The sequence below is a fragment of the Pelagibius litoralis genome (assembly GCF_011683915.1).
GTDB lineage: Bacteria > Pseudomonadota > Alphaproteobacteria > Kiloniellales > Kiloniellaceae > Pelagibius > Pelagibius litoralis.
The window spans coordinates 218257-239446 of the sequence record NZ_JAAQPH010000003.1; the positions used below are offsets into that span (position 1 = coordinate 218257).

Here is a 21190-nt window from a genome sequence, read left to right on the forward strand (position 1 = left end):
TGTCTTTCCTTCTTGCGTGCTTGCCTTCGTAAAATGCCAGAGTGGCGTCTGCCACCCTCCGCAACCGCTCCGCCAATCATGACGAAGCACAGCCAGCAACCTGCTGTCTGGCGAATAGAGCGGTCCGTTTAACAGCGAAAGGACGCCGCCGCAAGGTCACGCGGCAGCTGTTGCAAAGCTACCCAGCGATGCGCCCGGCGATGCCTCACACCACCGTATCGTTGAAGTCGTCAAGCAGAGTGGCGATGCGCCCGCTGTCCACCTGATCCATGATCATCCGCGCCCGGCGGCCGGCGGCCTGCATATCCAGACCCAGGATCCGACTTTTGACACGCGGCAGCGCCTTTGCGGTCATCGACAGCTCGCGCACGCCAAGGCCGACCAGCAGCGCTGCAAAGCGTGGATCGCCCGCCATTTCACCGCAGACGGAAACCGGGATTCTGGCATGAAGCGCCGCCTCCACGGAAAACTGGATGAGGCGCAACACCGCCGGATGCAGGGGATTGTAGAGATAGGCGACCTGTTCCTCGCTGCGGTCGATCGCCAGGGTGTACATGGTCAGGTCATTGGTGCCGATGGCAAAGAAGTCACAGGTCTGGGCCAGGGAATCCGCCGCCAGGGCGGCGCCCGGCACCTCGATCATCACCCCCAGGGGCGGCAGGGGATCGGCAATGGAAACGTCACGGCGGCGCAGGCGCCGGGCCGTCTTGTCGAGCTCCTTGCGCACCGCAATGACTTCGCCGGGATTGGAAATCATCGGCAGCAGGATGCGCAGCGGGCCGTGGGCGCCGGCCCGCAAAATGGCCGCGAGCTGGGTGCGCAGCAGCTTGGGTTCCTTCAGCGACAGCCGAATGGCCCGCAAACCGAGCGCCGGGTTCTGGGATTCAGCCAGGTGATCACCCAGCGATGAGGCAAGCTTCTCGCCGCCGACATCCAGGGTGCGTACCGTAACCGGGCGGCCCCGCATGGTACGGACGATCTCCGCCAGGGCCGCGTACTGTTCGTCCTCGCCCGGCAGATCGTCGCGGTTCATGTACATGAACTCGGTGCGCAGCAGTCCGACCCCTTCGGCACCGACCAGGGCCGCCTGGTCGACCTCGCGGGGCAATTCCAGATTGACCTCCAGCGTGATGCGCTGGCCGTCGCGGGTCTCCGCCGGGATGTCCCTGAGACGCGCCAGCGAGCGCACCTCGCGCGCCATGTCCTTCAGGCGGCGCTGATAGGCGGCCTGGCGCTTGGCGGTGGGATTGACGATGACCAACCCGTTGCTGCCGTCGACGATCAGCACGTCGCCCGTCTTGATGGCCGGAATGAGACCGGGCACGCCGAGCACCGCGGGCAGGCCCAGCGAGCGCGCCATGATCGCCGTGTGCCCTTCGGCGCCCCCCAGAATACAGGCAAACCCAGCGATCTCGCGGGGGTCCATCAGGGCGGTGTCGGCCGGCGAAATCTCCTCCGAAATGACAATGCTGTCTCTTTCCAGGCCCGTAAAACCCCGGAAGGCGGTGTCGGTCAGATTGCGCAGGATACGGTGGCCGACCTCGCGCACATCATCGGCCCGGGCGCTCAGATAAGCGTCCTCCATCGCCGCGAAGTCCTGCGCGATGGCCGAGATCTCGGTCATCACCGCCGATTCCGCATTGCGCCGGTCCTTGCCGATCTGCGCTTCGATGCCGCCGATCAGGCGGCTCGACTTCAGCATCTGCAGATGCGCATCCAGCAGGTAGCCCAACTCCTCGGCCGCCAGCCCATGGATGCCCAGGGACTTGGCCTTGAGCTTGCCGACCTGACGGATCGCCTTGGCGGTTGCCTCGGCAAAGCGCTTCTTCTCGCGGCTGACGCGGCTGACCGGAATCTGATACTCCGGCACATGCAGATCGCCGGCCTCACGGACATAGGCGGGGCCGATACCGACCCCGGGGGAGACGCCCAGTCCCTCGAAAACCTGTTCCTGGCCGCGCCGCCGGCTCTTGCTATCCGTCTTCATCGAACTTGTCGTCGATCAGGCGCGACAGCGCTTCCACCGCATTGACGGCGCCAAAGCCCTCTGCCTCCACATCGATATCGCAACCGGGGCCGGCCGCCAGCATCATCAACCCCATGATCGAACAGCCGGAAACCCGCGTGTCGTTCTTGATGACGGTGATCTGGGCGTCGAAGGTCTCAGCAAGCTTGACGAACTTCGCCGCCGCCCGGGCGTGCAGGCCTTTCTGGTTTTGAATGGTCAGGCGGCGCCGGACGGTCTCTGCCGTGGGGATACCCTGCGCCTGGGCCGGCTTGTCCATCAGTCTTTGTCCGATTCCAAAAGCTGCGAGGCAACGTTGATGTACTTGCGGCCGGCAAGCTGGGCCTGGGTCACGGCCTCCGCCAGATTGGCGGTGCTGCGCAGGCCGGTCAATTTGATCAGCATCGGCAGGTTGATACCGGCGATGACCTCCACCCGGCCCTTGTCGAGAACGGAGATTGCAAGGTTCGACGGCGTGCCGCCGAACATGTCCGTCAAAAGCACCACGCCATCGCCCTGCTCAGCAGCGGCGACCGCATCGATGATGTCCTGGCGGCGCTGCTCCATATCGTCCTCCGGGCCGATGCATATGGCCGCCACGTTGTCCTGCGGACCGACGACATGCTCCAGGGCCTGAACGAACTCCACCGCGAGACGCCCATGGGTTACCAAGACAAGACCGATCATCCTCTGCTCCCTGCCGAACTGTGCCGCTTCGTCTTGCTGCCGCCGCTTGTATCCGGCGATGCACCCCTTATTGTCATGATAAGGGTCCGAAGCAAAGCCACGGTCAACGTTTTATCTCAACCGCAAGTTTCCCGTGCGCTGCCTGAAGTATCACCACCCGCTCAGGCCTTGCCGGCTGCGCGCTGCGGGTCGCGCGCAATATCGCGGTGACCGAGATGTACCCGCCGGTCCTGTTCGCCCAACCATGCGGCAAGCCGCTCTGCTGTGAAAACCGAACGGTGTCTGCCGCCGGTGCAGCCGACGGCAATGGTGAGATAGCTTTTGCCTTCCCGCTCATAGCGCGGCAGCAAAGGTTCCAGCATCCCCGTCAGATGATCGAAAAAGGGGGCAAAGCCCGGGTCTTTCTCGACAAAAGCGGCCACGGCATCATCGCGGCCCGATAAGGGGCGCAGGTCGGGGTCGTAGTGCGGGTTTGACAGAAAGCGCACGTCAAACACCAGATCCGCCTCTCGCGGCAGGCCCTGGCGAAATGAAAAAGACGTCACGAAAACCGCCATGCCGCCGCCGGAACCCAGATCGAGATGCCCCAAAACCTGAGCCCGGAAGTCCGCCGGGGTCAGGCGCGAGGAATCGATCATCAGGTCCGCGCGCTCGCGCAAGGGGGCGACCAGGCGTCGCTCCGCGGCAATGCCGTCGGCAACCGGGCGGTCCTCGGCCAGGGGATGACGCCGTCGGGTTTCGGTAAAGCGCCGCCCGAGAACTTCGTCCTCACAGTCGACGAACAGCAGCGTGGTGGCGAAGCGCCGGTCGCCGGTCAGGGCATCGAGCTGTTCGAGAACCGGCGCGACGGCGAAATCACGGGTGCGGATATCGACCCCAACGGCGATCGGGCGCTTCAGCCCGACCTCTCCGACGACGGCATCGAGCAGACTGAGAGGCAGGTTGTCGATCGCTTCGTAGCCCTCGTCCTCAAGAACCTTCAGGGCCGTCGAACGCCCGGCCCCGGACATGCCCGTCACCAGCACCAGGCGCAGGCCGGCGGTCTCCGCCCTCTCCGCCGCAATCAGCGTTTCCTCACTCACAGGTCGATCGGTCTCCGCTTTGCCGGCTTTCGGGAAGGCGTCCGGCGGCGGCGTTTCAACCGCTGCCGCGCGCAATATATGCGCAGCCTCATCGCGCAGGGCAAGCCGCAGCTTTTCAGGGGCGGAAAGACTATCCGGGTCCAGGGCGATACGCCGAAGCCCGATGCCGCAGACCGCGCGCCGTTCTATTTCGGGCAGCCGATCGATCTGCGCTTCAGGGCGCAGGTCAACCAGCAGGGCAAGCGGCGCCGCGGCACGGAACGGCATTTCGACAATCCCCAGGCCGCGAACCTCGAGCTTGCCGGCAATGCTCTCCGGCGCAGAGGCGATCACCCGGCCGTCCCTTGGCTCCAACAGGGTCTGGTCGTCGCTGACCAGCACGGCGCCCTGATCGATGAGGCGCAGCGCCAGCTCGGACTTGCCGGCCCCCGGCGGCCCGCAGAGGGCGACGGCCCAGTCGCCCAGGGCCACGGTGGTGGCGTGCAGGTTTTCGGCCATATCGGTTCCTCAGCCCCCTAATCCCCAACAGCAGAACCAGTCCGGATAATCGGCCGGGCCGGACTATTCGGCCGGCAAGGTCACCACGAAGCAGGCACCCCGCACCGTACCGTCGGGGTCGCACCGGTTTTCCGCCTCGATGGTGCCGCCATGGGCTTCGACAATCTGTTTCGAGATCGACAGGCCAAGCCCGGAATGGGTGCCGAACTTCTCCCCCGCCGGACGCTCGGTGTAAAACCGTTCGAAAACCGCCTCCAGCTTGCCCTCGGGAATCCCCGGACCGTCGTCGCAGATGGAAACCTCGATATCCTCGCCCTGGCGTTGCGCCGCCAGTCTGATCTGGCCGTCCGGCGGCGAAAAAGTGATCGCATTGGTGATCAGGTTGCGGAAAACCTGCCCGAGGCGATCCTCAAGCCCTGGGACCCGCAGATCCTGGTGATCCAATAAATCCAGCGTAAATCGCGGCCCCTGCTCGGCATCCACGGCTTGATGCAGCGACACAAGTGCCCGCAGAAGTTCACCGACATCGATCGATTCGGTCTGTGCTCTTGACAGTTCGGCATCCAGGCGCGAGGCATCGGAGATATCGCTGATCAGCCGGTCGAGGCGGTGGACGTCGTCCAGGATGATCGACATGAGGCGCCGCTGCTGATCCGGATCTTCGATCCGGGCCACGGTTTCCACCGCGCTGCGCAGCGATGTCAGGGGATTTTTGATCTCATGCGCCACGTCGGCGGCAAAGGCCTCGATCGCATCCATCCGGTTCCATAAGGCTTCGGTCATGGAGCGCAGGGCATCTGAGAGGTCGCCGATCTCGTCGCCGCGGCGCCGGAAGTCGGGAATCTCGTACTGCCGCCCCTTGCCATAGCGCACCAAGTCCGCGGCCTGGGCGAGGCGGCGGATGGGCCGGGCGATGGTACCCGCCAGGTAAAACGACAGCAGCACCGTCACGGCAAAGGCCAGCCCGCAGACGATCAGGATGTCGCGGCGCCGGTCGTCGACCGCCTCGTCCACGTCGGCGCCGTCCTTGGACAGCATGAGAGCACCCAGAACCTGGCGATAGCGCTGCACCGGCACGGCAATCGACAGGACAAGCCGTCCCTGGCGGTCGGCCCGCACCATGCCCGGGCTGTCGCCGGCCAGGGCGCCGCCGACCTCCCCATAGTCCGCCGCCTTCTGGACACGCTCCTCGCGGTAGGGCGGGAAGTCGTCGTTGCCGGAGACCCATTTCAAAGCGGCCTCATAAAGGCGGCCGAGCAGGCTGAGGCCGCCCTTTTTCTCCGGCGGCAGGGCCATGACCTGTACCTTTCCGCCCGGTCCGCTGAGGATAAAGCTGTCCGCCAGCAGATCACCGGAACGGGCGAAGATCCTGGCCCGGACCCCGGTATCCACCAGCAGCACCCGCATCAGGTTGCGCGTCACCTCCGGCAACAGCTGTTCGTCGCCGACCTGGGTGGCGACCACCGCCGTGCTGCCGAGGGAAAGGGAGAAGGCCCGGCCCTGAATCCGCAGCGCATCGAGCTCTGCGGCGATCAGGCTCTGGCGATACTGGTCGAGATGGAGAAGACCGAGCACCGGTATCAGCAGCACCAGGACGTTGATGGTCAGAATGCGCCTTGTGAGGGGTGAGCGCCAACGCCGCCGCCGGCGCGGCAGCGGCCGGGGAACGGTAGCTTCCGCCCCCACGCCCTTCGAGGCCTGCCGCGGCTTTGTTCTGGCGAACCAGCGGCCGAGGCCGAGGCCCGGCTTCTCTTCGCTTTCCGCCGTCATGGGCACAGGCCGGGTCGGACACAACACATCGAGGCGCGCGCTCGCCTTACCGCCCGGCCGGTTCTTCCCGGCCCGGGGGCCCGAAAGCCCCGGCCCGGCAAGACGCCGGGGCTATTGCTCGCGGTAGCGATAGCCGACGCCATAGAGCGTCTCTATCTGTTGGAAGTCGTCGTCGGCATCGCGGAACTTCTTACGCAGGCGCTTGATGTGACTGTCGATGGTGCGGTCATCGACATAGATCGACTCGCCATAGGCGGCATCCATCAGTTGATCGCGGTTCTTCACATGACCCGGGCGCAGCGCCAGTGCCTTCAGGATCAGGAACTCCGTCACCGTCAGATTGACGCGCCCTTCCTTCCATGTGCAGAGATGGCGTGCCGGATCCAACGTCAGATCGCCGCGCAGGATCGGCGCCTCGGCCCCCGCGCTTCCCGGAACGCCGTCGTCGCCACCCTTCTCGCGGCGCAGCAGAGCGCGAATCCGTTCGATCAGCAGACGCTGCGAGAATGGCTTGGTGATGTAGTCGTCGGCCCCCATACGCAGGCCGAGAACCTCGTCGATCTCATCGTCCTTGGAGGTCAGAAAGATCACCGGCAGGTTCGAGGCCTTACGCAGGTGGCCCAACAGCTCCATGCCGTCCATCCGCGGCATCTTGATGTCCAGGACGGCCAGATCGACGGGGCTGGCGGCAATACCGCGCAGCGCCTCTGCGCCGTCGTTATAGGTGCGCACCTTGAAGCCCTCGGCTTCCAGGGCGATGGAAACCGACGCCAGGATATTACGGTCATCGTCCACCAGGGCGATGGTTTCTTGCATGGTTCGTGTGCCTGTTTAATGCCTAGAGCGTGTTAAAGCTGCCCATAAGGCGTCCCATTGTTCAATCTGGTTCATTAAATCAGATCACCCCAGCAGATCCCTGCGCAAAGTGCCCTGTTCCAGAAGACACCATAGAGCCCGGCGGACCAAAGCAGAACCCGAAGCGGACAGCAAGCCGCGCGATCAAAGACATAAGGAACCCCCGACAGAAAACGCCGATAAGGAACGGTGAAAGGAAACCCGGCACCGGCGCGACAGTCCCGGCAGGTTGATCGCCGACTGTGGCGGATTTGCGGCATTTCCGGGATAGAAAAAGGACCGGCCCGGTTGCGGTCCCGCTGCAATCCTTGCAAATGCCCACCGGCGCCTGTGACTTCCCGATTCCAAAGCGGACAACACCTGACAATCCTCTCCAGCAGCGACTCTTGAGCCAAAAGCAAAAACAGGTGACAATTAGTTCCCGTAGTGGCGAAACTGTGTTTAGGGTCGGATGATATAAGTTCCCTATGGGAGTATTTGTTGGCTGATTATATCCACCAGGGATATATAATTTCATCCAACGCGTGTTTTTGTTTGTTTCTTGCACTTTATAGGGGCGGGTACATCCGTTTCTCTTTGCAAAGGAAACAAGGGCGGAGATTTCGTTTGAGCAGCATGCAAAGGCCGGTTGCGGCGTGACTTTAAACGAGGACTTTCACAGAATCCGGCACGGTCTGCCGGCGCGCAGCACAAGCCGCGCCTTCCTGGACCATTGCCCGGAACGGATTGCGGAGATTTTCCACTACTGGGACGGTCTGCGCGGTGACCGCCGCATGCCCTGTCGGGCAGATTTCGATCCGGCCAAGGTGGTCCATCATCTGCCGAGCCTGCTGTTGATCGACGTCGAAGGTGTCGATGACCGGGGCAACGGTATTCTGCGGTATCGCGTGGTGGGCACCGAGGAGGTCCAGATCCGCGGCCACGACCCGACCGGGAAGCTGGTAAGCGAGGGTTACTTCGGGCCCAGCCTGGAAGCCGTCACGGATACCTACGAGCTGGTCCGCCGCGAAGGCCGTTTCCTGTTCGAACTGCTTGAGTTCAAAACCCCCCGCGGCGCCTTGCGATGCGAGTTCGTGATCCTGCTGCCGCTTTCCGAAGACGGCGCCAACGTCAGCCAGATCCTGGTCTATTCCCTGGTACGCCACGCCGCCGACGAAGACTGAGACTCTTCCTGCCCAAGGCGGGCAGCGGCGATCAACGAAATCAGTTCCGCGAATTCGCGGCGCAGTATGAGGCGGTGCTCGGCACAGAATTCGATGCTGCCGTCATTCGGCTCAAGACAGGAAAACGCAAGCTGCCCGATCGCTGTCTCCGGGTTCAACTTCTTATCCCTGACCAGGCTGAAAAAGCGTTTCAGAAGCTCATCCGTATCAGCCTGATGCACGATGACGCTGCGCCATTCGGGCACGACGAAAAGCGCCTGCTGGCCAAAGCCCCAGGCCCAGAACGTGCCTTTTGGCAGATCCGTTCCCGGCCCTGGAACCCACCATAGATAGCCGTGTCCCTGGCGCAGGCCCGCGTTGCCGGTTTCCGTGAAATCGACGGCGATGCGCTCGATCCAGGCTGCCGGCAGCACCTGCGTGCCGTCGACCACACCCTTGTTGAGATAAAGCGCACCGAAGCGCGCGAGATCGCGGGCGGACATATGGAACATCGCCGCCCGGTGCTGCGACAGCGCCGGCGCCGCGATATAGGTAATCGCCCCGGCGCGATGGTCGCGCAGGCCGAGCGGCTCGGCGATCCCGGTCGCGAAAGCCTCGGCCACCGAAAGCCCCGTGCGCGCCTCGAAGATGGTCGTCAGGGCGTTGGTGTCCCAGTTGTTGTAGGCCCAGATCGTTCCCGGCGGGTTCTCGCCCTCGCCCAGGCGGCGCTTTTTCTCGGCCAGCAGCCCCTCTTCGGCCGCGGCGGCGTGATTGATCCCTGAAAGGGACTTCAGCAGGTGCAGGACGGTAGCCTGGCTCTGCAACGCGGTCAGCGGCTGCGGGCGATCATCGATCCCCAGTTCCGCCAGTGTCGCGGTGAGTGGAATCTGCTGGCCGCCTGTCCCGGCATGCTGGCCGACCAGGGCAGACAGCACGGCCTTGCGGATGGAATGAAGATGCCGCGGCTTTTCAAGATCGCCGAAGGCCGCGACCGTTTCACCCTCGGTGACGATCATCAAGGTATCGCTGCTCAAGCCGGCCGTATAGCCGAAGGCGGCGTCGAGGCCGCGCGGATCCCAGCCAAGGCGCTGCGTATCGGCATCGCTCAGGCGGATGGCCGGCGCTGGCGCCGGGGGCGCCACGTCCCCCGGCAGGAGCGGCCCCTCGAAGGTTGCGATGAAGTATCCGAACAGGGCCAGCAGGCTGAGCGGAATCACCGCCAGGGCGGCGACCCCGCCGCGTCTTGGACGTCTCATGACTATACATTCCCGATGATGGCGGCGCCGTTTGCCGGCGCGCCCTTTATCAAAGCTCCCGGAACTCCCGGTGGAGCCGTGCCTCTGAGGAGGTCACGAAGGCCTCCATGCTGCGGACGCGCTGTTCCTGATCGCGGAACTTGTGCCGCAGGCGGGAGAGGGATTCGCTGGGCTTCAGGCGCACCTGGCGCCAGAACTCCTTTTCCTCTTCCGAATGATAGGTGAATTCCGGTGCGGGATCGATCAGGATCGTCGCCAGGAAATAACAGACCAGGGTCGGAAAGGTGAACATCAGAAGCGCCATCACCGCGACCAGCCGCACTATGAAAGTGCTGATGCCGAAGTAGTCGGCAAGACCGGCGCAGACCCCGGTCACCTTGCCGCGCGCGCGGTTGCGATAGAGGCGGGTGGGGCGCTGCGGCGACCCGGTCATAGCTTTTTCCTCCAGTCCGTTACCTCCGCATCCAGGATGCGCTCCAATGAGTTGATCCGCTGCTCCATGCGCTCGGCGCTCTTCCAGAGCTCTTCAAGCAGCTGCTCTTCGTCGGTCGACAGCGACTTGGTGGCCCGCCAGCGCGTCGCGTAGTGCGCAATGATCCAGATCGGCGCGACCACCGCCAGGAAGACTATGATCGGTGCTTCGAAATCCATGGCCTTCTATCCCCTGGCGTCCTTAATTGCTTTCCGGCTTGCCGCCGTCGCCGGCCTTCTTGGCCCCGTCCTTGCCGATCCGCGCCTTCATGGCCGCCAATTCCTCTTCAATAGCGGATTCGGCGGCAAGGTCGGAAATTTCATCGGCCAGCGAGCGGCCGTCGCGGCCGAGATCGTAGGCTTCAACGGCGCCCTCGGCCTCGTCCAGCTTCTTCTCGACCTGTTCGAAGCGGCTGAAGGCCTCCTCCACCCGGCCGTCATATAGCGTCCGGCGGACCTTCAGGCGCGAACCGGCGGTTTCGTGGCGGGCCGCCAGCGCCTGCTGCTTGGCCTTGGCTTCGCGCAGCTTGCTCTCCAGTTTGACGATATCGGTTTCGCCCTGCTGCAGCAGCTCTTCCAGGTCGCCGAATTCTTCCTGAAGCGCCTGGGCGGCCTCGGCCAGCTTGGCTTTCTCCAGCAGGGCGCCCTTGGCGAGATCATCACGGCCCTTGCTGAGGGCCAGCTCGGCCTTCTGCTCCCAACCCTGCTGCGCCTCGCTCAGGCGCGCCAGGCGGCGGCTGATCTCTTTTTTCTCGGCGATGGTCTTGGCCGCGGTGCTGCGCACCTCGACCAGGGTGTCTTCCATCTCCTGGATCACCAGGCGGATGATCTTTTCCGGCTCTTCGGCGCGGTCCAGGATCGCATTGAGGTTCGAATTGATGATGTCTGCAAGGCGGGAGAAAATGCCCATCTGTCTTGTTCCTTGTCTCGGTTTCTCTTTGGGTCTTGGTTTGTCTTTGTCTTCGATCGGTCGCCGTACCAGGCGGGCGCTCATCGCTCAGCGCCGGCGGCGCGTGATAGGGTCAGGTCTTGCGTTAACCTACGATGATGCCCAGCAACAGACCGCCGATAAACATCAGCCAATGATCGGCAGTGCGGCTGCGCAGGTAAGCGCCAATGCGGTCGATCCAGCTTTCCAGGTTTCGCGTTCGGGGCTCGTCGGTGAAGCGGTTCATCAGTCTCAGCCTCTGTCTCTCAGGTTGAAGCCACCCCCATGGTGTCTTTTGCAGAGATATTGCAGAGACCGTGCCAAGTTCTCAAAACTACGCCATCCCATTGATTCAAATAATATTTTCCACAATCCGGGGCATATTCACGAAACTTGCGATGCATCAGAAATACCAATTATTGGTGATTTAAACTCTTTCATAGCTATATTCACGATATGAAGATGCCCGAACTTCCCCCTTTGATCGGCGAGTCGCCGGCCTTCCTGGCCCTGGCCGAACAAATCTCCCGCGTCGCGCCACTGGACCGCCCGGTCCTGGTGATCGGCGAGCGCGGCACCGGCAAGGAGCTGGTCGCCGCCCGCCTGCATTTCCTCTCGCAATGCTGGGGCGGGCCTTTCGTGAAGCTGAACTGCGCCGCCCTGGCGGAGAGCCTGCTGGAAACCGAGCTCTTCGGGCACGAGGCCGGCGCCTTTACCGGTGCGGCGAAACGGCGCGCCGGCCGCTTCGAGCTGGCCGACGGCGGCAGCCTGTTCCTCGACGAGATCGCCGCGGCCACGCCGGCGGTCCAGGAAAAACTGCTGCGGGTCATCGAGTACGGCGCTTTTGAGCGGGTCGGTGGCAACACCACCCTGAGCGTCGAGGTGCGGGTGATCGGGGCCACCAACGAAGACCTGCCGGCGGCGGCGAGCGAGGGGCGCTTTCGCGCCGACCTGCTCGACCGCCTGGCCTTTGAGGTCATCACCCTGCCGCCCCTGCGCGCGCGGCCGGAGGACATTCCCCTGCTGTCGGCCCACTTCGGGCGGGAGATGGCCAACGAGCTCGACTGGCCGCAATTCCCCGGCTTCAGCGAATCCGCTGTCGATCAACTGCTGAACCACCCCTGGCCGGGCAATGTGCGCGAGCTGCGCAACGTCGTGGAGCGTTCGGTCGCCCGCAGCCACGCCGAGGCACCGGTCGACCGGATCGTGCTCGATCCCTTTGCCAGCCCCTATCCGCTGGACCCCGGGCCCAGCGCGCGGTCAGGGGAGCGGGACAAACCGGAGAGGCCTGCCGCGGCTGCGGAAGACAAAGGCGCCGGCGTGCTGTCCGACCCCTTGCGGGCCTTCGACCTGCGCGAGGCGCTGAAACGGGTCGAGCACGATCTGTTGCAGCAAGCCCTGACGGCGCAGCGCTTCAACCAGCGGGCCACCGCAAAGCAGCTCGGCCTGACCTACGACCAGCTCCGCAACCGCCTGCGCAAGCACGGCCTGCTGGAGCGCCCGGCCTGAGGCGGATCATGGTGCCCCTGTTCAAGCGCCCGGCAGCTCGACCGTGGAGCGCCTGCCCAGGGCTGCCCCATGACGTTCCAGCCAGACCGCCGCCGCTTCCCGGCCGATGGCCTTGAGGTCCTGAAGAAAACCCCAGTCGGCACGCTGCTTGCTCGACACATCCAAGGCGCGCATGGCGGCGCCGCCCTCCAGCAGGTGGAGGTTCAGCCCCCGTACCCTGGCCGCCATGCTGTCGCCCCGCGCCTTTCCCGCAGCGGCCATGCGGCCCATATAGGCCAGGCCCTCGAGCTCGCGCATCAGGGGGGCGTTGAAGACGATCTGGCTGCGCCGGTTGGCGATCTGGCGCGCCGAGCGCGGCACCTCGTCGGTGGTCAGGGAATCGATCTGGACAATCAGCACGTCCCGGCTGTCACAGTGAAAAACCAGGGGAAAGATCGTCGGATTGGCCATGAAGCCGCCATCCCAGTAGTGCGCCCCGTCGATCGCCACAGCGCGGTAGAGATGGGGCAGGCAGGCCGACGCCAACAAGGCATCGGCGGTCATATCCGGGTTTTCGAACAGCGCCGCGCGGCCCTGCTTCAGCTCGGTGGCGGAAACGAACAGCCGCGGCGCCACCGCCGCACGCAGGGCTTCGAAGTCGATAGCCTCCTCCAGCACCGCCCGCAGGGGGTTCACGCCCAGGGGATTGAGCTGATACGGCGAGAACATCCGCGTCATCATATCGAGGGCCGGAGAGGCGGCGGCGGGCGGATTGAACTCGCCAAGGCTGCTGACCCGGCGCCAGAGCCGATCCAGGCTTTCGCGTGCGCCGTCTCGTCCGCCCTCCAGCCAGCCGCTGGCCAGGGCAGCCGCATTCAAGGCGCCGGCGCTGGCCCCGCTCAGGCCGTCGATATCGAGCCGATCTTCCTCAAGAAGGCGGTCCAGCACGCCCCAGGTAAAGGCGCCATGGGCACCGCCGCCCTGCAGGGCGAGCGAAAGCGATAAGCGCGGTGTCGCAGTCTTGCGGCGCCGTGAGCGCCAAAGCTGGCGTGCCGGGGTCGTATCAAGGCGTGAAACGCCGTCTCGCAAAGCCATAATGCCTCCAGACAAGGTCCGGGACATTTCCATCCAGAAGCGGTTTCTTGACGACCTTACTGCAGCCATTCCCCTAACAAGGGACCAGGGCGCAACCCTTGCCAGTGTTCTAATTATGATTAATGAACAATAACTTAAGGCGATTCTGTGGCAGATCGCGGCAGCAGCAGATCGCAGCCGGCGAGGGACGACGGCTGCGGGCGAGGACCGCCGATGACCGCAGGATCAGAAATGATCGGCGCGGATCACCTCGACGTCGGAGAGGGTGATGATGGCGCTGTAGTCGCGCAGCAGCTCGTGCGCCGCCTCCATGATCCGCCGGGCCGCCTCTTCCCGGGCAATGACGACGATCAGGCGCATCGAAAAAGCATCGCTGATCTCGCCCTGCTGCCAGGTTCCATCCGCCCCCTTACCGGCCAGGCAGGGCATGACGGTGTAGCCGCGTACTTCCTGCTCCTCCAGCAGAGCGACGACGCGGCGCTGCAGGGGGGCCTCGACGATGATGTCCAGCTTCTTGCGGTGATGGGTTTCCATGGGTCGCGTGTCTCCGGGTGCCCCGATTCATCCAGGGCAATGATATCGCAGCGGCGATATGTAGGGCGATGATATCGCAGCGGCGGTATCTAGGGCGAAGATATCGCCGCGGCGATGGAAAAGTAGAGCGGAATGCCGAGCGTCAGGTTGAAAGGAAAGGTAATGGCCAGCGACAGGGTGAGATAGATGCCGGGACTGGCTTCGGGGACCGCCAGACGCATGGAGGCCGGCACGGCGATGTAGGAGGCGCTGCCGGCCAGCAGCGCCAGCAGCGCGGTCTCCCCGGCGCCGAGCGACAGGGCCCAGCCGGTGGCAAGCCCCAGCGAGGCCCCGATCACCGGCATGGCGAGACCGAACAAGACCAGCCGCCAGGTCAGCTCCGACGCGCCGCGCAGGCGGGTTGCCGCCACCAGGCCCATGTCCAGCAGAAACAGGCAGAGCACGCCCTTGAAGGGCGCCACCACGAAAGGCGCAATCGCATCGAGCCCCTTGGGACCGGTGATCCAGCCGATGGCAAAGGCGCCGATCAGGATAACGACGCTGCCGTTCAGAAAGATCTCACGCATCAGGTCGCGGTCCAGCAGGCCGGGGCGGGACCGCCGCGGCGCCTGCCCGCCTGCTCCGTTGAGGTTGCGCCGCGCCAGCCAGATACCGGTGACGATGGCCGGCGTCTCCATGATCGCCATGACGGCGACCATGTAGCCCTCGAAGCCGATCCCCATCAGGGTCAGGAACTCGCTGCCGGCAACGAAGGTGACCACGGAAATCGAGCCGTAGTGGGCCGCGACCGCCGCTGCATCGGCCTGCCCCAGGCGGGTAAAGATCCGCAGCAGGGTATAGGCGATCAGGGGAATCAGAAAACTGAGCGCGGCGCCGGCGAGAAGAATCACCCCGACCGTCCAGTCGAGGCCCTGTTTGTTCAGCTCCACACCGCCTTTGAAGCCGATTGCGAGCATGAGGTAGAGCGCCATCGCCTTGGCAAAGGCCTCCGGCACCGACAGATCCGAGCGCAGCATCGCCGCGCCGAAGCCCAGGGCGAAGAACAGGATGATCGGCGAGAGCAGATTGTCGAGCGCAAGGGGAAGCAGATCAGGCACTGAGATTTTCCGGAACAGCTTGTTGGGAGGGGTTCGGCTGCAAGGAACAACGGAGCGTTCAGACTTTTAGTCCAAGACCCAAACCAAACCAAGAAGCGATAGATCGCCGCAGGGCATGCCTCCCTGCGTTTGACTGCTGCAAGCCGGGGTGCGATGGGCTAACGTTAGCTTGTTCTTATGTCCGGTTCTTCGAGGAACGCTGATGGCTTTTGAAAGCGGCGGCGAAAACGGCGCCGCGAAAGAGAGGCCCGGACCGGCCCCGGGGGTGCAAGGCCGCGGGCTGCTGCGGCGTGCCGAGCGGGCCAGCCTGGCCACCAGCCTGCAACGCGACGGCAGCGGCGACCCCTATGCCTCGCTGGTGATCGTTGCGGTGGACCAGGACGCCAGCCCCCTGTTGCTGCTGTCGGACCTGGCCGACCACACGGCAAACCTGAAGGCCTCGCCGCGGGCGGGCCTGCTGATCGACGGCACAGCCGGCCACCAGGACCCCCTGACCGGCCCACGGCTCAGCCTGCAGGGCAGCCTCGGGCGGGTCGAGTCCGCCGCAGCGTTGCAGCGCTTTCAGAACCGCCACCCCGGCGCGGCGCTCTATGCCGGTTTCGGCGACTTCAACCTCTATCGCTTCACCGTCGACAAGGCGCATCTGGTCGCCGGCTTCGGCGCCATTCACTGGATCGACGCCGAAAGCCTGCTCTACGACTGCAGCGCCGCCGAGGTCCTGGCCGCCGCGGAAAGCGACATTGTGGCGCACATGAACGAAGACCACGCCGATGCCCTGGCGCTGATCGCGCGCCACCTGCTGCATCAGGACGACGGCGGTCAAGGGGAGGACCCCTGGGTCATGACCGGCATCGATCCCGAAGGTTTCGACCTGCGCGGCCCCGGCGGGCTGCAGCGTGTCGACTTCGCCGGGCACTTCACCGGGCCGATCGCCGATGCCCAGGCGGCACGCGCGGCCCTGGTCGCCCTGACACAGCAGGCCCGAAAGCTGGCGGAGGCAGGGCGCTCATCACCTGATTGAGGAAGGATCAGAAAAGACACACAAACAGCATGGCAATGCCCGCTCCGGCAAATTATCTGTCAGCCGGCAGAAAACCTTCAGGAACCGGAAACTTCGCCCCCTTAAGGGCGGGACCGTAAACCAACAAAGCAAGAACTCGAACCAAAAACTCGACAGTGGGAGAACGTTACATTGGAAACCATCGGCGCGGCGGCCAGCCGCCACGGCCTGTCTCTGCATGGCCTCGTAAACATCCGAAAAGCTTATTGGAATCTGGGTGTCGCTGCGCTTTACAGCGAGTCGTTGAAGCGTGACGAGAGTCAGTTGTCGGAAGGCGGCGCCCTGGTCGTTCTGACCGGCAAACACACCGGGCGCTCGCCCAAGGACAAGTTCATCACCCGCGAGGCTTCGACCGAGCAGGATATCTGGTGGGGCGATGTGAACGTCGGCATCGATGAGGACGGTTTCGAGCGCCTCTATCAAAAAGTCGTCGCCTATCTGCAGGGCCGCGACGTCTTCGTGCAGGACGTATACGCCGGCGCGGACGCAGACTACCGCCTGCCGGTGCGGGTGGTCAGCGAGTCCGCCTGGCATGCGCTCTTTGCCCGCAACATGTTCATCCAGCCCGGCCAGGAAGCGCTGGCCGATTTCATGCCCGGCTTCACGGTGCTCCACGCACCCTTCTGCCATGCCGAACCGGCAGTCGACGGCACCAACAGCGAAAGCTTCATCGTCGTGAACTTCGCCCGCCGTCTGGTGGTGATCGGCGGCACGGTCTATGCAGGGGAGATCAAGAAATCGATCTTCTCGATCCTCAACTATCTGCTGCCCGAGCGCGATGTACTGCCCATGCATTGTTCGGCGAACATCGGGCCGGACGGCGACACGGCGATCTTCTTCGGCCTTTCCGGCACCGGCAAGACCACCCTTTCCGCCGACGGCAGCCGCAGCCTGATCGGCGACGACGAGCACGGCTGGTCGCCCAAGGGTGTGTTCAATTTCGAGGGCGGCTGCTACGCCAAGGTGATCCGCCTGGATCCGCAGTCCGAACCGGAGATCCATGCCACCACCCGGCGCTTCGGCACGGTGCTGGAGAATGTGGTGATGGACCCGGCCAGCGGCCTGCTGGACCTGGACGACAACCGCCACACGGAAAACACCCGGGCCAGCTACCCCCTGGACTTCATTCCGAACATCAGCGCCGACAGCCTTGGCGGCCAGCCCAAGAACATCGTCATGCTCACCGCCGATGCCTTCGGGGTCCTGCCGCCGATCTCCAGCCTGACGCCGGACCAGGCCATGTACCACTTCCTTTCCGGCTATACCGCCCGGGTGGCCGGAACGGAGAAGGGCATGGGCGCCGAACCCTCCGCCACCTTCTCCACCTGCTTCGGCGCGCCCTTCATGCCGCGTCACCCCTCGGTCTACGCCAAGATGCTGGGCGATAAGATGGCCGCCACCGGCGCCAAATGCTGGCTCGTCAACACCGGCTGGACCGGCGGCGCCTATGGTGTAGGTGCACGCATGAAGATCGCCTATACCAGGGCCATGGTGCGCGCGGCGCTGAGCGGCGGCCTCAGCGAGGCGGTCACCGCGCGCCATCCGGAATTCGGCCTGGCCATACCGCAGGCCTGTCCGGACGTGCCGGCGGAGGTACTCAACCCGCGCAACACCTGGGGCGACAAGCAGGCCTACGACCTTACCGTGCGTGACCTTACCCAGCGTTTCGAGGCCAATTTCAAGCAGTTCGAGCCCTATGTCGGCGCAACCGTGCGCGAGGCCGGCATCCGCGCCGCAGCCTGATCGCGAAGCCCCTCGCAACACCCCTGCCAGATACCCGCCGGCGGACGCCCGACACGCCGCCGGCGGGAAAAAGGGGGCAGCACAGCTTGCACCAGGGTTCCCTAAGACTCTTTCGTCAGGGCTAGCGCGATGAGATCGTTGCTATTTGCCGCGATCGCTTCATTATTGAGACCCTTGGGGGGGAGGGCTCTATAGGCATGTCGGCGATCACCGCAGACAAGGTACTGGATATTGCGCAGCGGCTGGTTCAGACGCGCGGCTACAACGGCTTCAGCTATCGCGATATTGCCGAGGAGATCGGCATAAAGTCGGCCAGCATCCACTATCATTTCCCCAGCAAGGCCGATCTCGGCGTGGCCCTGGTCAGCCGTTACCGCGAGGCCTTTGCCGAGGAGCTGCAGGACATTCTGACGCGCAACGCCGAGGCGCCCAAACGCCTCAAGTGTTTCGTCGCCCTGTTCCGCGCGACCCTGCGTGACGACCGCCTCTGCCTCTGCGGCATGCTGGGCGCGGAGATGGGCGGCCTGCCGGCGCCGGTGAACAACGAGGTATCGGGCTTTTTCATCCTCTGCGAAGCCTGGTTGATCGATGTCCTGAAGCAGGGCCGCAAGGCCGAGGAGATCGCCTTTCGCGGCAATCCGCAGGCCGTTGCCGACCAGTTCCTTTCCCTGCTTGAAGGCGCCATGGTGGTGGCCCGCGCGATGAACGATACCGACCGCTTCGACCGGGCGGCTAACGCCTTCCTGCGCGTTCTGAGGACCCCCGACCAGGACTGAAGGCCGGCGGCCCCGGTCAGGATCGGCTGCGATAGCTGGTTTTGCCGGGCGGCATCGACCTCCTGAACAACAATATCTCAGCCGATGCCTTGATCTTTCTAATGCAGTCCCCAGTTATCTATCTACTACTAGATAGACAACATCCTTTGCTCCAGAAAAAGGGAAACATCATGCGTTTTGAAGACAAGGTCGCCGTCATCACCGGCGGCGGTTCGGGGATCGGCCTGGCAGCGGCGGAACGCCTGGCGGCCGAGGGTGCCAGGGTCGTCATCAACGGACGCAGCGGCGAAAAGCTGCAACAGGCCGTGGCGAAGATCGGGCCGGAGCGGGCCGACTACCTGGCCGGCGACATCGGCGATCCGAAGGTCGGTCAGGCCTTGGTCGACAAAGCCAAGACCCTTTTCGGCGGCGTCGATATCCTGCTGAACAACGCCGGCATTTTCACCCCCAAGCCGTTCCTGGAGCTGAGTGAGGCCGACTACGACGGTTTCCTCACCACCATTCTGAAGGGCAAGTTCTTCACCGCCCAGGCAGCAGCCAGGGCGATGCGCGAACGGGGTGGCGGCGCCATCGTCCATACCGGTTCGATGTGGGCCGATGTGGCGGTGGCAGCGACACCGTCGAGCGCCTATTCCGCGGCCAACGCCGGCGTCCATGCCCTGGTGCGCAATCTGGCGATCGAGTTGGCCGACGATAAGATCCGCGTCAACGGCGTCGCCCCGGCAGTCGTAGAGACCCCTGTTTATGGAACCTTCATGAGCCCGGAAGAAGTTGAAAAGACCCTGCCGACCTTCAATGCCTTCCATCCTATCGGACGCAACGGCCAGCCCGCCGATGTGGTCGCGGCCCTGCTCTTCCTTGCCTCCGAGGAAGCCGGCTGGATCACCGGTACGGTGATGGCGGTTGACGGCGGCGTCACCGCCGGACGCTGAAAGCGGTAGCCCTATACGGTCGGTCCAAGGTGTGAGCTCATCAGGTTTCCAGCGCGCAAGGCCAGGATGCGCTCACACTTTGGTTCCGGCCACTGTCAATCTTCGAGGTGTTGAACTATGCGGTCGCGTAGCTTGGTGAGTTCTTCTTTTCCAATGCTGCGACCGATGCGGAGTGAGCCCACATAGGACTCGATGAACCCCTTGTGATCCTCCAACAAAAAAACGTACTCCTCCCCAATGCCAATGGGTTGGTGACAGCGGCCGGGAAGGCCGGCGTAGAAGACCTCAATCATTTCGGCCGGGTCCTTGTAGGCCTCAAGGATGTCAAAGCGCACTTCGACCCTCCCGCATCGATCCATGTCTGACTGCGCATCGCAGGCAATGCCCAGATCTTCGAGCTGCACCAATCGCGCCTCGACGACGCGCAGGTGAAACACGGCATGCGCACCATCCACACGTGACTCCAAGCTCGGCTGCCGGCAGGCATAAGCCGTGACGCTTCCCATCAAGACTGCGGCCGCAGCCAGGATGCAAAGGACGGTCGTCACAAAGTGCTTCAGCATGGCAATCCTGAACCCGATCATTAAACAACCTCAGTCAGGCCGAACAACTTGGCCAAATCATGGCGAAGGTTCACGCGAGATAGCGCGGCAGGCGATCCAGGAAGGTCTCGACATCCTCTTCGGTGGCGAAGAGGTGGGCAGTTACGCGCAGGCGCCCGTTGTCGCCCCAGACAAAGATGTCTTCCGCGGCCGCCTTGCGGGTCAGGCCTTGCGGATCGGTGCAGACGAAAGCAGCGTTGCCGGCGTGATTCTCGGGCGCTGCCGGGGTCATGACCTCAAGGCCAAGCGCCCCCATGCCGGCGATAAACCGCCCGGCCAGCGCACGGGTGTGGGCAGCGATGGCGTCGATACCGAAGCTTTCGAGGTAGGCCAGAGAATCGCGCAGGAGATAGGCGCCGAGGTGCCCCGCATTACCGAACTCCACCCGCCGGGCGTCGGGCTTCAGGTGATAGTCCGCCGGGGAGGCGCCCGCCGTGGCCGAGGCCCAGCCTGCACCGGAGGGGATGAAATCGGGCCGGCGCCGCCGGTTCCACACCAGGACGCCGTCGTGAATGCCGAGCAGGAATTTGTAGCAGCAGGAGACCACGAAATCGCAGAGCCGGGCATCCACCGGCACCACGCCCAGGGCATGGCTGGCATCCACCATCAGGGCGGCGCCCGAGCCTTCCAGAGCGCGCGACAGGGCGGCGATATCGTGGTGCTGTCCGGTCAGCGCATTCACTTGGCTGAGGTAGACCAGACGTGTGCGGTTATCGCAGGCGGCGACGATATCTTCCCGCGCGATCCACCAGCCGCGCCCGGGCACCAGGCGGACCTCCACGCCCCGCGCCTTGAGGCCGCCAAGAGCGAAGCGGCCGCTGGCATAATCCAGTTCCGGCACCACCACGTTGTCGCCGGGCCGCCAGTCGATGCTGGCAACGATGCGCATGATCGCCTCCGAGGCATTCCCCACCATGCCGATATCCCCGGGCTCGGCCTGCATCAGCCGGGCGAGATCGCCGCGCAGCGCGTCGTCCTCCTCCCAATGGCGCCAGTAGCCGTCGTAGCCGCTGGCCTTGTCGGCGGCAAAGCGCTCGAAGGCCTGACGGTGAACCTTCAGCAAGGGCGGTTCACCGCCGGTGGAGAGATGCACCTTGCCGGTCAGGCCGATAAAGTCGTCCTTGGGTGCGGGCAAGAGCCGTAGAGAGCGCTGGATGCTCATGCGGACT

22 protein-coding genes are annotated in these 21190 nt (G+C 64.2%); 6 read left to right on the forward strand and 16 right to left on the reverse strand.

From position 1 onward, the window contains the following. Positions 1 to 205: 205 nt before the first annotated feature. The 6 genes from ptsP to HBA54_RS05365 all read right to left on the reverse strand — a co-directional run bounded on the left by ptsP (position 206) and on the right by HBA54_RS05365 (position 6858). Positions 206 to 1987 (reverse strand): phosphoenolpyruvate--protein phosphotransferase, encoded by a 1782-nt coding sequence (gene ptsP / locus HBA54_RS05335; RefSeq protein ID WP_167222131.1) that lies wholly within the window; start codon positions 1985 to 1987, stop codon positions 206 to 208. Then, positions 1974 to 2285, reverse strand: coding sequence for an HPr family phosphocarrier protein (locus HBA54_RS05340; RefSeq protein ID WP_167222134.1), 312 nt, complete (start codon positions 2283 to 2285; stop codon positions 1974 to 1976). Before HBA54_RS05340 ends, ptsP begins: the two co-directional genes overlap by 14 nt. Further along, positions 2285 to 2692: a PTS sugar transporter subunit IIA gene (locus tag HBA54_RS05345; RefSeq protein ID WP_167222136.1), complete on the reverse strand. Its 408-nt coding sequence runs from the start codon at positions 2690 to 2692 to the stop codon at positions 2285 to 2287. The genes HBA54_RS05340 and HBA54_RS05345 overlap by 1 nt, the downstream gene beginning before the upstream one ends. Positions 2693 to 2853: 161 nt before the next feature. Beyond that, the gene (gene rapZ, locus HBA54_RS05350) at positions 2854 to 4272 is read right to left on the reverse strand and encodes an RNase adapter RapZ (protein WP_240932519.1); all 1419 of its coding nucleotides are present in this window, start codon (positions 4270 to 4272) and stop codon (positions 2854 to 2856) included. A 63-nt stretch (positions 4273 to 4335) separates the two neighbouring features. Further along, on the reverse strand, positions 4336 to 6042 hold the full coding sequence (locus HBA54_RS05360) for a sensor histidine kinase (protein ID WP_167222139.1): 1707 nt from the start codon (positions 6040 to 6042) through the stop codon (positions 4336 to 4338). Positions 6043 to 6153: 111 nt separating this feature from the next. After that, complete coding sequence (locus tag HBA54_RS05365) at positions 6154 to 6858, reverse strand: response regulator transcription factor (protein WP_167222141.1); 705 nt, start codon at positions 6856 to 6858, stop codon at positions 6154 to 6156. A 674-nt stretch (positions 6859 to 7532) separates the two neighbouring features. Here HBA54_RS05365 and HBA54_RS05370 point away from each other — a divergent pair. Continuing rightward, complete coding sequence (locus HBA54_RS05370; protein ID WP_167222143.1) at positions 7533 to 8060, forward strand: PAS domain-containing protein; 528 nt, start codon at positions 7533 to 7535, stop codon at positions 8058 to 8060. Here HBA54_RS05370 and HBA54_RS05375 read toward each other — a convergent pair. The 5 genes from HBA54_RS05375 to HBA54_RS05395 all read right to left on the reverse strand — a co-directional run bounded on the left by HBA54_RS05375 (position 8024) and on the right by HBA54_RS05395 (position 10941). Further along, entirely contained in the window at positions 8024 to 9295 is a 1272-nt protein-coding gene (locus HBA54_RS05375) for a serine hydrolase domain-containing protein (RefSeq protein ID WP_167222145.1), read from the reverse strand. The genes HBA54_RS05370 and HBA54_RS05375 overlap by 37 nt on opposite strands. 49 nt (positions 9296 to 9344) lie before the next feature. After that, entirely contained in the window at positions 9345 to 9728 is a 384-nt protein-coding gene (gene pspC, locus HBA54_RS05380) for an envelope stress response membrane protein PspC (protein WP_167222148.1), read from the reverse strand. Continuing rightward, positions 9725 to 9946 carry an envelope stress response membrane protein PspB gene (gene pspB / locus HBA54_RS05385; protein ID WP_167222150.1) on the reverse strand — a complete coding sequence of 74 codons (222 nt, stop codon included), beginning with the start codon at positions 9944 to 9946 and terminating at the stop codon, positions 9725 to 9727. The genes pspC and pspB overlap by 4 nt, the downstream gene beginning before the upstream one ends. A 22-nt stretch (positions 9947 to 9968) precedes the next feature. Further along, entirely contained in the window at positions 9969 to 10676 is a 708-nt protein-coding gene (gene pspA, locus HBA54_RS05390) for a phage shock protein PspA (RefSeq protein WP_167222152.1), read from the reverse strand. Positions 10677 to 10800: 124 nt separating this feature from the next. Next, entirely contained in the window at positions 10801 to 10941 is a 141-nt protein-coding gene (locus tag HBA54_RS05395) for a hypothetical protein (protein ID WP_167222154.1), read from the reverse strand. 215 nt (positions 10942 to 11156) lie between these two features. On the opposite strand from HBA54_RS05395, the gene pspF reads away from it, so the two are divergent. Continuing rightward, complete coding sequence (gene pspF, locus HBA54_RS05400; protein WP_167222156.1) at positions 11157 to 12203, forward strand: phage shock protein operon transcriptional activator; 1047 nt, start codon at positions 11157 to 11159, stop codon at positions 12201 to 12203. A 21-nt stretch (positions 12204 to 12224) separates the two neighbouring features. Here the strand turns inward: pspF and HBA54_RS05405 are convergent, their stop codons facing one another. From HBA54_RS05405 to HBA54_RS05415, 3 genes are all read right to left on the reverse strand, one after another. Next, positions 12225 to 13277 carry a patatin-like phospholipase family protein gene (locus HBA54_RS05405; RefSeq protein WP_167222158.1) on the reverse strand — a complete coding sequence of 351 codons (1053 nt, stop codon included), beginning with the start codon at positions 13275 to 13277 and terminating at the stop codon, positions 12225 to 12227. A gap of 225 nt (positions 13278 to 13502) precedes the next feature. Beyond that, entirely contained in the window at positions 13503 to 13811 is a 309-nt protein-coding gene (locus HBA54_RS05410; protein WP_167222160.1) for a DUF190 domain-containing protein, read from the reverse strand. Positions 13812 to 13900: 89 nt separating this feature from the next. Next, on the reverse strand, positions 13901 to 14908 hold the full coding sequence (locus HBA54_RS05415; protein WP_167222162.1) for a sodium-dependent bicarbonate transport family permease: 1008 nt from the start codon (positions 14906 to 14908) through the stop codon (positions 13901 to 13903). 202 nt (positions 14909 to 15110) lie between these two features. Between HBA54_RS05415 and HBA54_RS05420 the strand changes: the two genes are divergently transcribed. The 4 genes from HBA54_RS05420 to HBA54_RS05435 all read left to right on the forward strand — a co-directional run bounded on the left by HBA54_RS05420 (position 15111) and on the right by HBA54_RS05435 (position 19419). Beyond that, on the forward strand, positions 15111 to 15929 hold the full coding sequence (locus tag HBA54_RS05420; protein ID WP_167222164.1) for a HugZ family pyridoxamine 5'-phosphate oxidase: 819 nt from the start codon (positions 15111 to 15113) through the stop codon (positions 15927 to 15929). Between the two features lie 171 nt (positions 15930 to 16100). Continuing rightward, complete coding sequence (locus HBA54_RS05425; protein ID WP_167222166.1) at positions 16101 to 17711, forward strand: phosphoenolpyruvate carboxykinase; 1611 nt, start codon at positions 16101 to 16103, stop codon at positions 17709 to 17711. A 197-nt stretch (positions 17712 to 17908) separates the two neighbouring features. Then, positions 17909 to 18487, forward strand: a complete 579-nt coding sequence (locus HBA54_RS05430) for a TetR/AcrR family transcriptional regulator (protein WP_167222168.1) — start codon at positions 17909 to 17911, stop codon at positions 18485 to 18487. A 170-nt stretch (positions 18488 to 18657) separates the two neighbouring features. Continuing rightward, entirely contained in the window at positions 18658 to 19419 is a 762-nt protein-coding gene (locus HBA54_RS05435; RefSeq protein ID WP_167222170.1) for an SDR family NAD(P)-dependent oxidoreductase, read from the forward strand. A gap of 95 nt (positions 19420 to 19514) precedes the next feature. Here the strand turns inward: HBA54_RS05435 and HBA54_RS05440 are convergent, their stop codons facing one another. Further along, a complete protein-coding gene (locus tag HBA54_RS05440) occupies positions 19515 to 20003 on the reverse strand; it encodes a hypothetical protein (protein WP_205944428.1) in 489 nt (162 codons plus the stop codon). A gap of 49 nt (positions 20004 to 20052) precedes the next feature. Beyond that, positions 20053 to 21183, reverse strand: coding sequence for an aminotransferase class V-fold PLP-dependent enzyme (locus tag HBA54_RS05445; protein WP_167222174.1), 1131 nt, complete (start codon positions 21181 to 21183; stop codon positions 20053 to 20055). Positions 21184 to 21190 lie beyond the last annotated feature (7 nt).

Bases quoted from the DNA above. Each gene is read 5' to 3' on its own strand.
- ptsP (WP_167222131.1), bottom strand. From the start codon at position 1,987: ATGAAGACGGATAGCAAGAGCCGGCGGCGCGGCCAGGAACAGGTTTTC.
- HBA54_RS05340 (WP_167222134.1), bottom strand. From the start codon at position 2,285: ATGGACAAGCCGGCCCAGGCGCAGGGTATCCCCACGGCAGAGACCGTC.
- HBA54_RS05345 (WP_167222136.1), bottom strand. From the start codon at position 2,692: ATGATCGGTCTTGTCTTGGTAACCCATGGGCGTCTCGCGGTGGAGTTC.
- rapZ (WP_240932519.1), bottom strand. From the start codon at position 4,272: ATGGCCGAAAACCTGCACGCCACCACCGTGGCCCTGGGCGACTGGGCC.
- HBA54_RS05360 (WP_167222139.1), bottom strand. From the start codon at position 6,042: ATGACGGCGGAAAGCGAAGAGAAGCCGGGCCTCGGCCTCGGCCGCTGG.
- HBA54_RS05365 (WP_167222141.1), bottom strand. From the start codon at position 6,858: ATGCAAGAAACCATCGCCCTGGTGGACGATGACCGTAATATCCTGGCG.
- HBA54_RS05375 (WP_167222145.1), bottom strand. From the start codon at position 9,295: ATGAGACGTCCAAGACGCGGCGGGGTCGCCGCCCTGGCGGTGATTCCG.
- pspC (WP_167222148.1), bottom strand. From the start codon at position 9,728: ATGACCGGGTCGCCGCAGCGCCCCACCCGCCTCTATCGCAACCGCGCG.
- pspB (WP_167222150.1), bottom strand. From the start codon at position 9,946: ATGGATTTCGAAGCACCGATCATAGTCTTCCTGGCGGTGGTCGCGCCG.
- pspA (WP_167222152.1), bottom strand. From the start codon at position 10,676: ATGGGCATTTTCTCCCGCCTTGCAGACATCATCAATTCGAACCTCAAT.
- HBA54_RS05395 (WP_167222154.1), bottom strand. From the start codon at position 10,941: ATGAACCGCTTCACCGACGAGCCCCGAACGCGAAACCTGGAAAGCTGG.
- pspF (WP_167222156.1), top strand. From the start codon at position 11,157: ATGCCCGAACTTCCCCCTTTGATCGGCGAGTCGCCGGCCTTCCTGGCC.
- HBA54_RS05405 (WP_167222158.1), bottom strand. From the start codon at position 13,277: ATGGCTTTGCGAGACGGCGTTTCACGCCTTGATACGACCCCGGCACGC.
- HBA54_RS05410 (WP_167222160.1), bottom strand. From the start codon at position 13,811: ATGGAAACCCATCACCGCAAGAAGCTGGACATCATCGTCGAGGCCCCC.
- HBA54_RS05420 (WP_167222164.1), top strand. From the start codon at position 15,111: ATGGCTTTTGAAAGCGGCGGCGAAAACGGCGCCGCGAAAGAGAGGCCC.
- HBA54_RS05430 (WP_167222168.1), top strand. From the start codon at position 17,909: ATGTCGGCGATCACCGCAGACAAGGTACTGGATATTGCGCAGCGGCTG.
- HBA54_RS05435 (WP_167222170.1), top strand. From the start codon at position 18,658: ATGCGTTTTGAAGACAAGGTCGCCGTCATCACCGGCGGCGGTTCGGGG.
- HBA54_RS05440 (WP_205944428.1), bottom strand. From the start codon at position 20,003: ATGATCGGGTTCAGGATTGCCATGCTGAAGCACTTTGTGACGACCGTC.
- HBA54_RS05445 (WP_167222174.1), bottom strand. From the start codon at position 21,183: ATGAGCATCCAGCGCTCTCTACGGCTCTTGCCCGCACCCAAGGACGAC.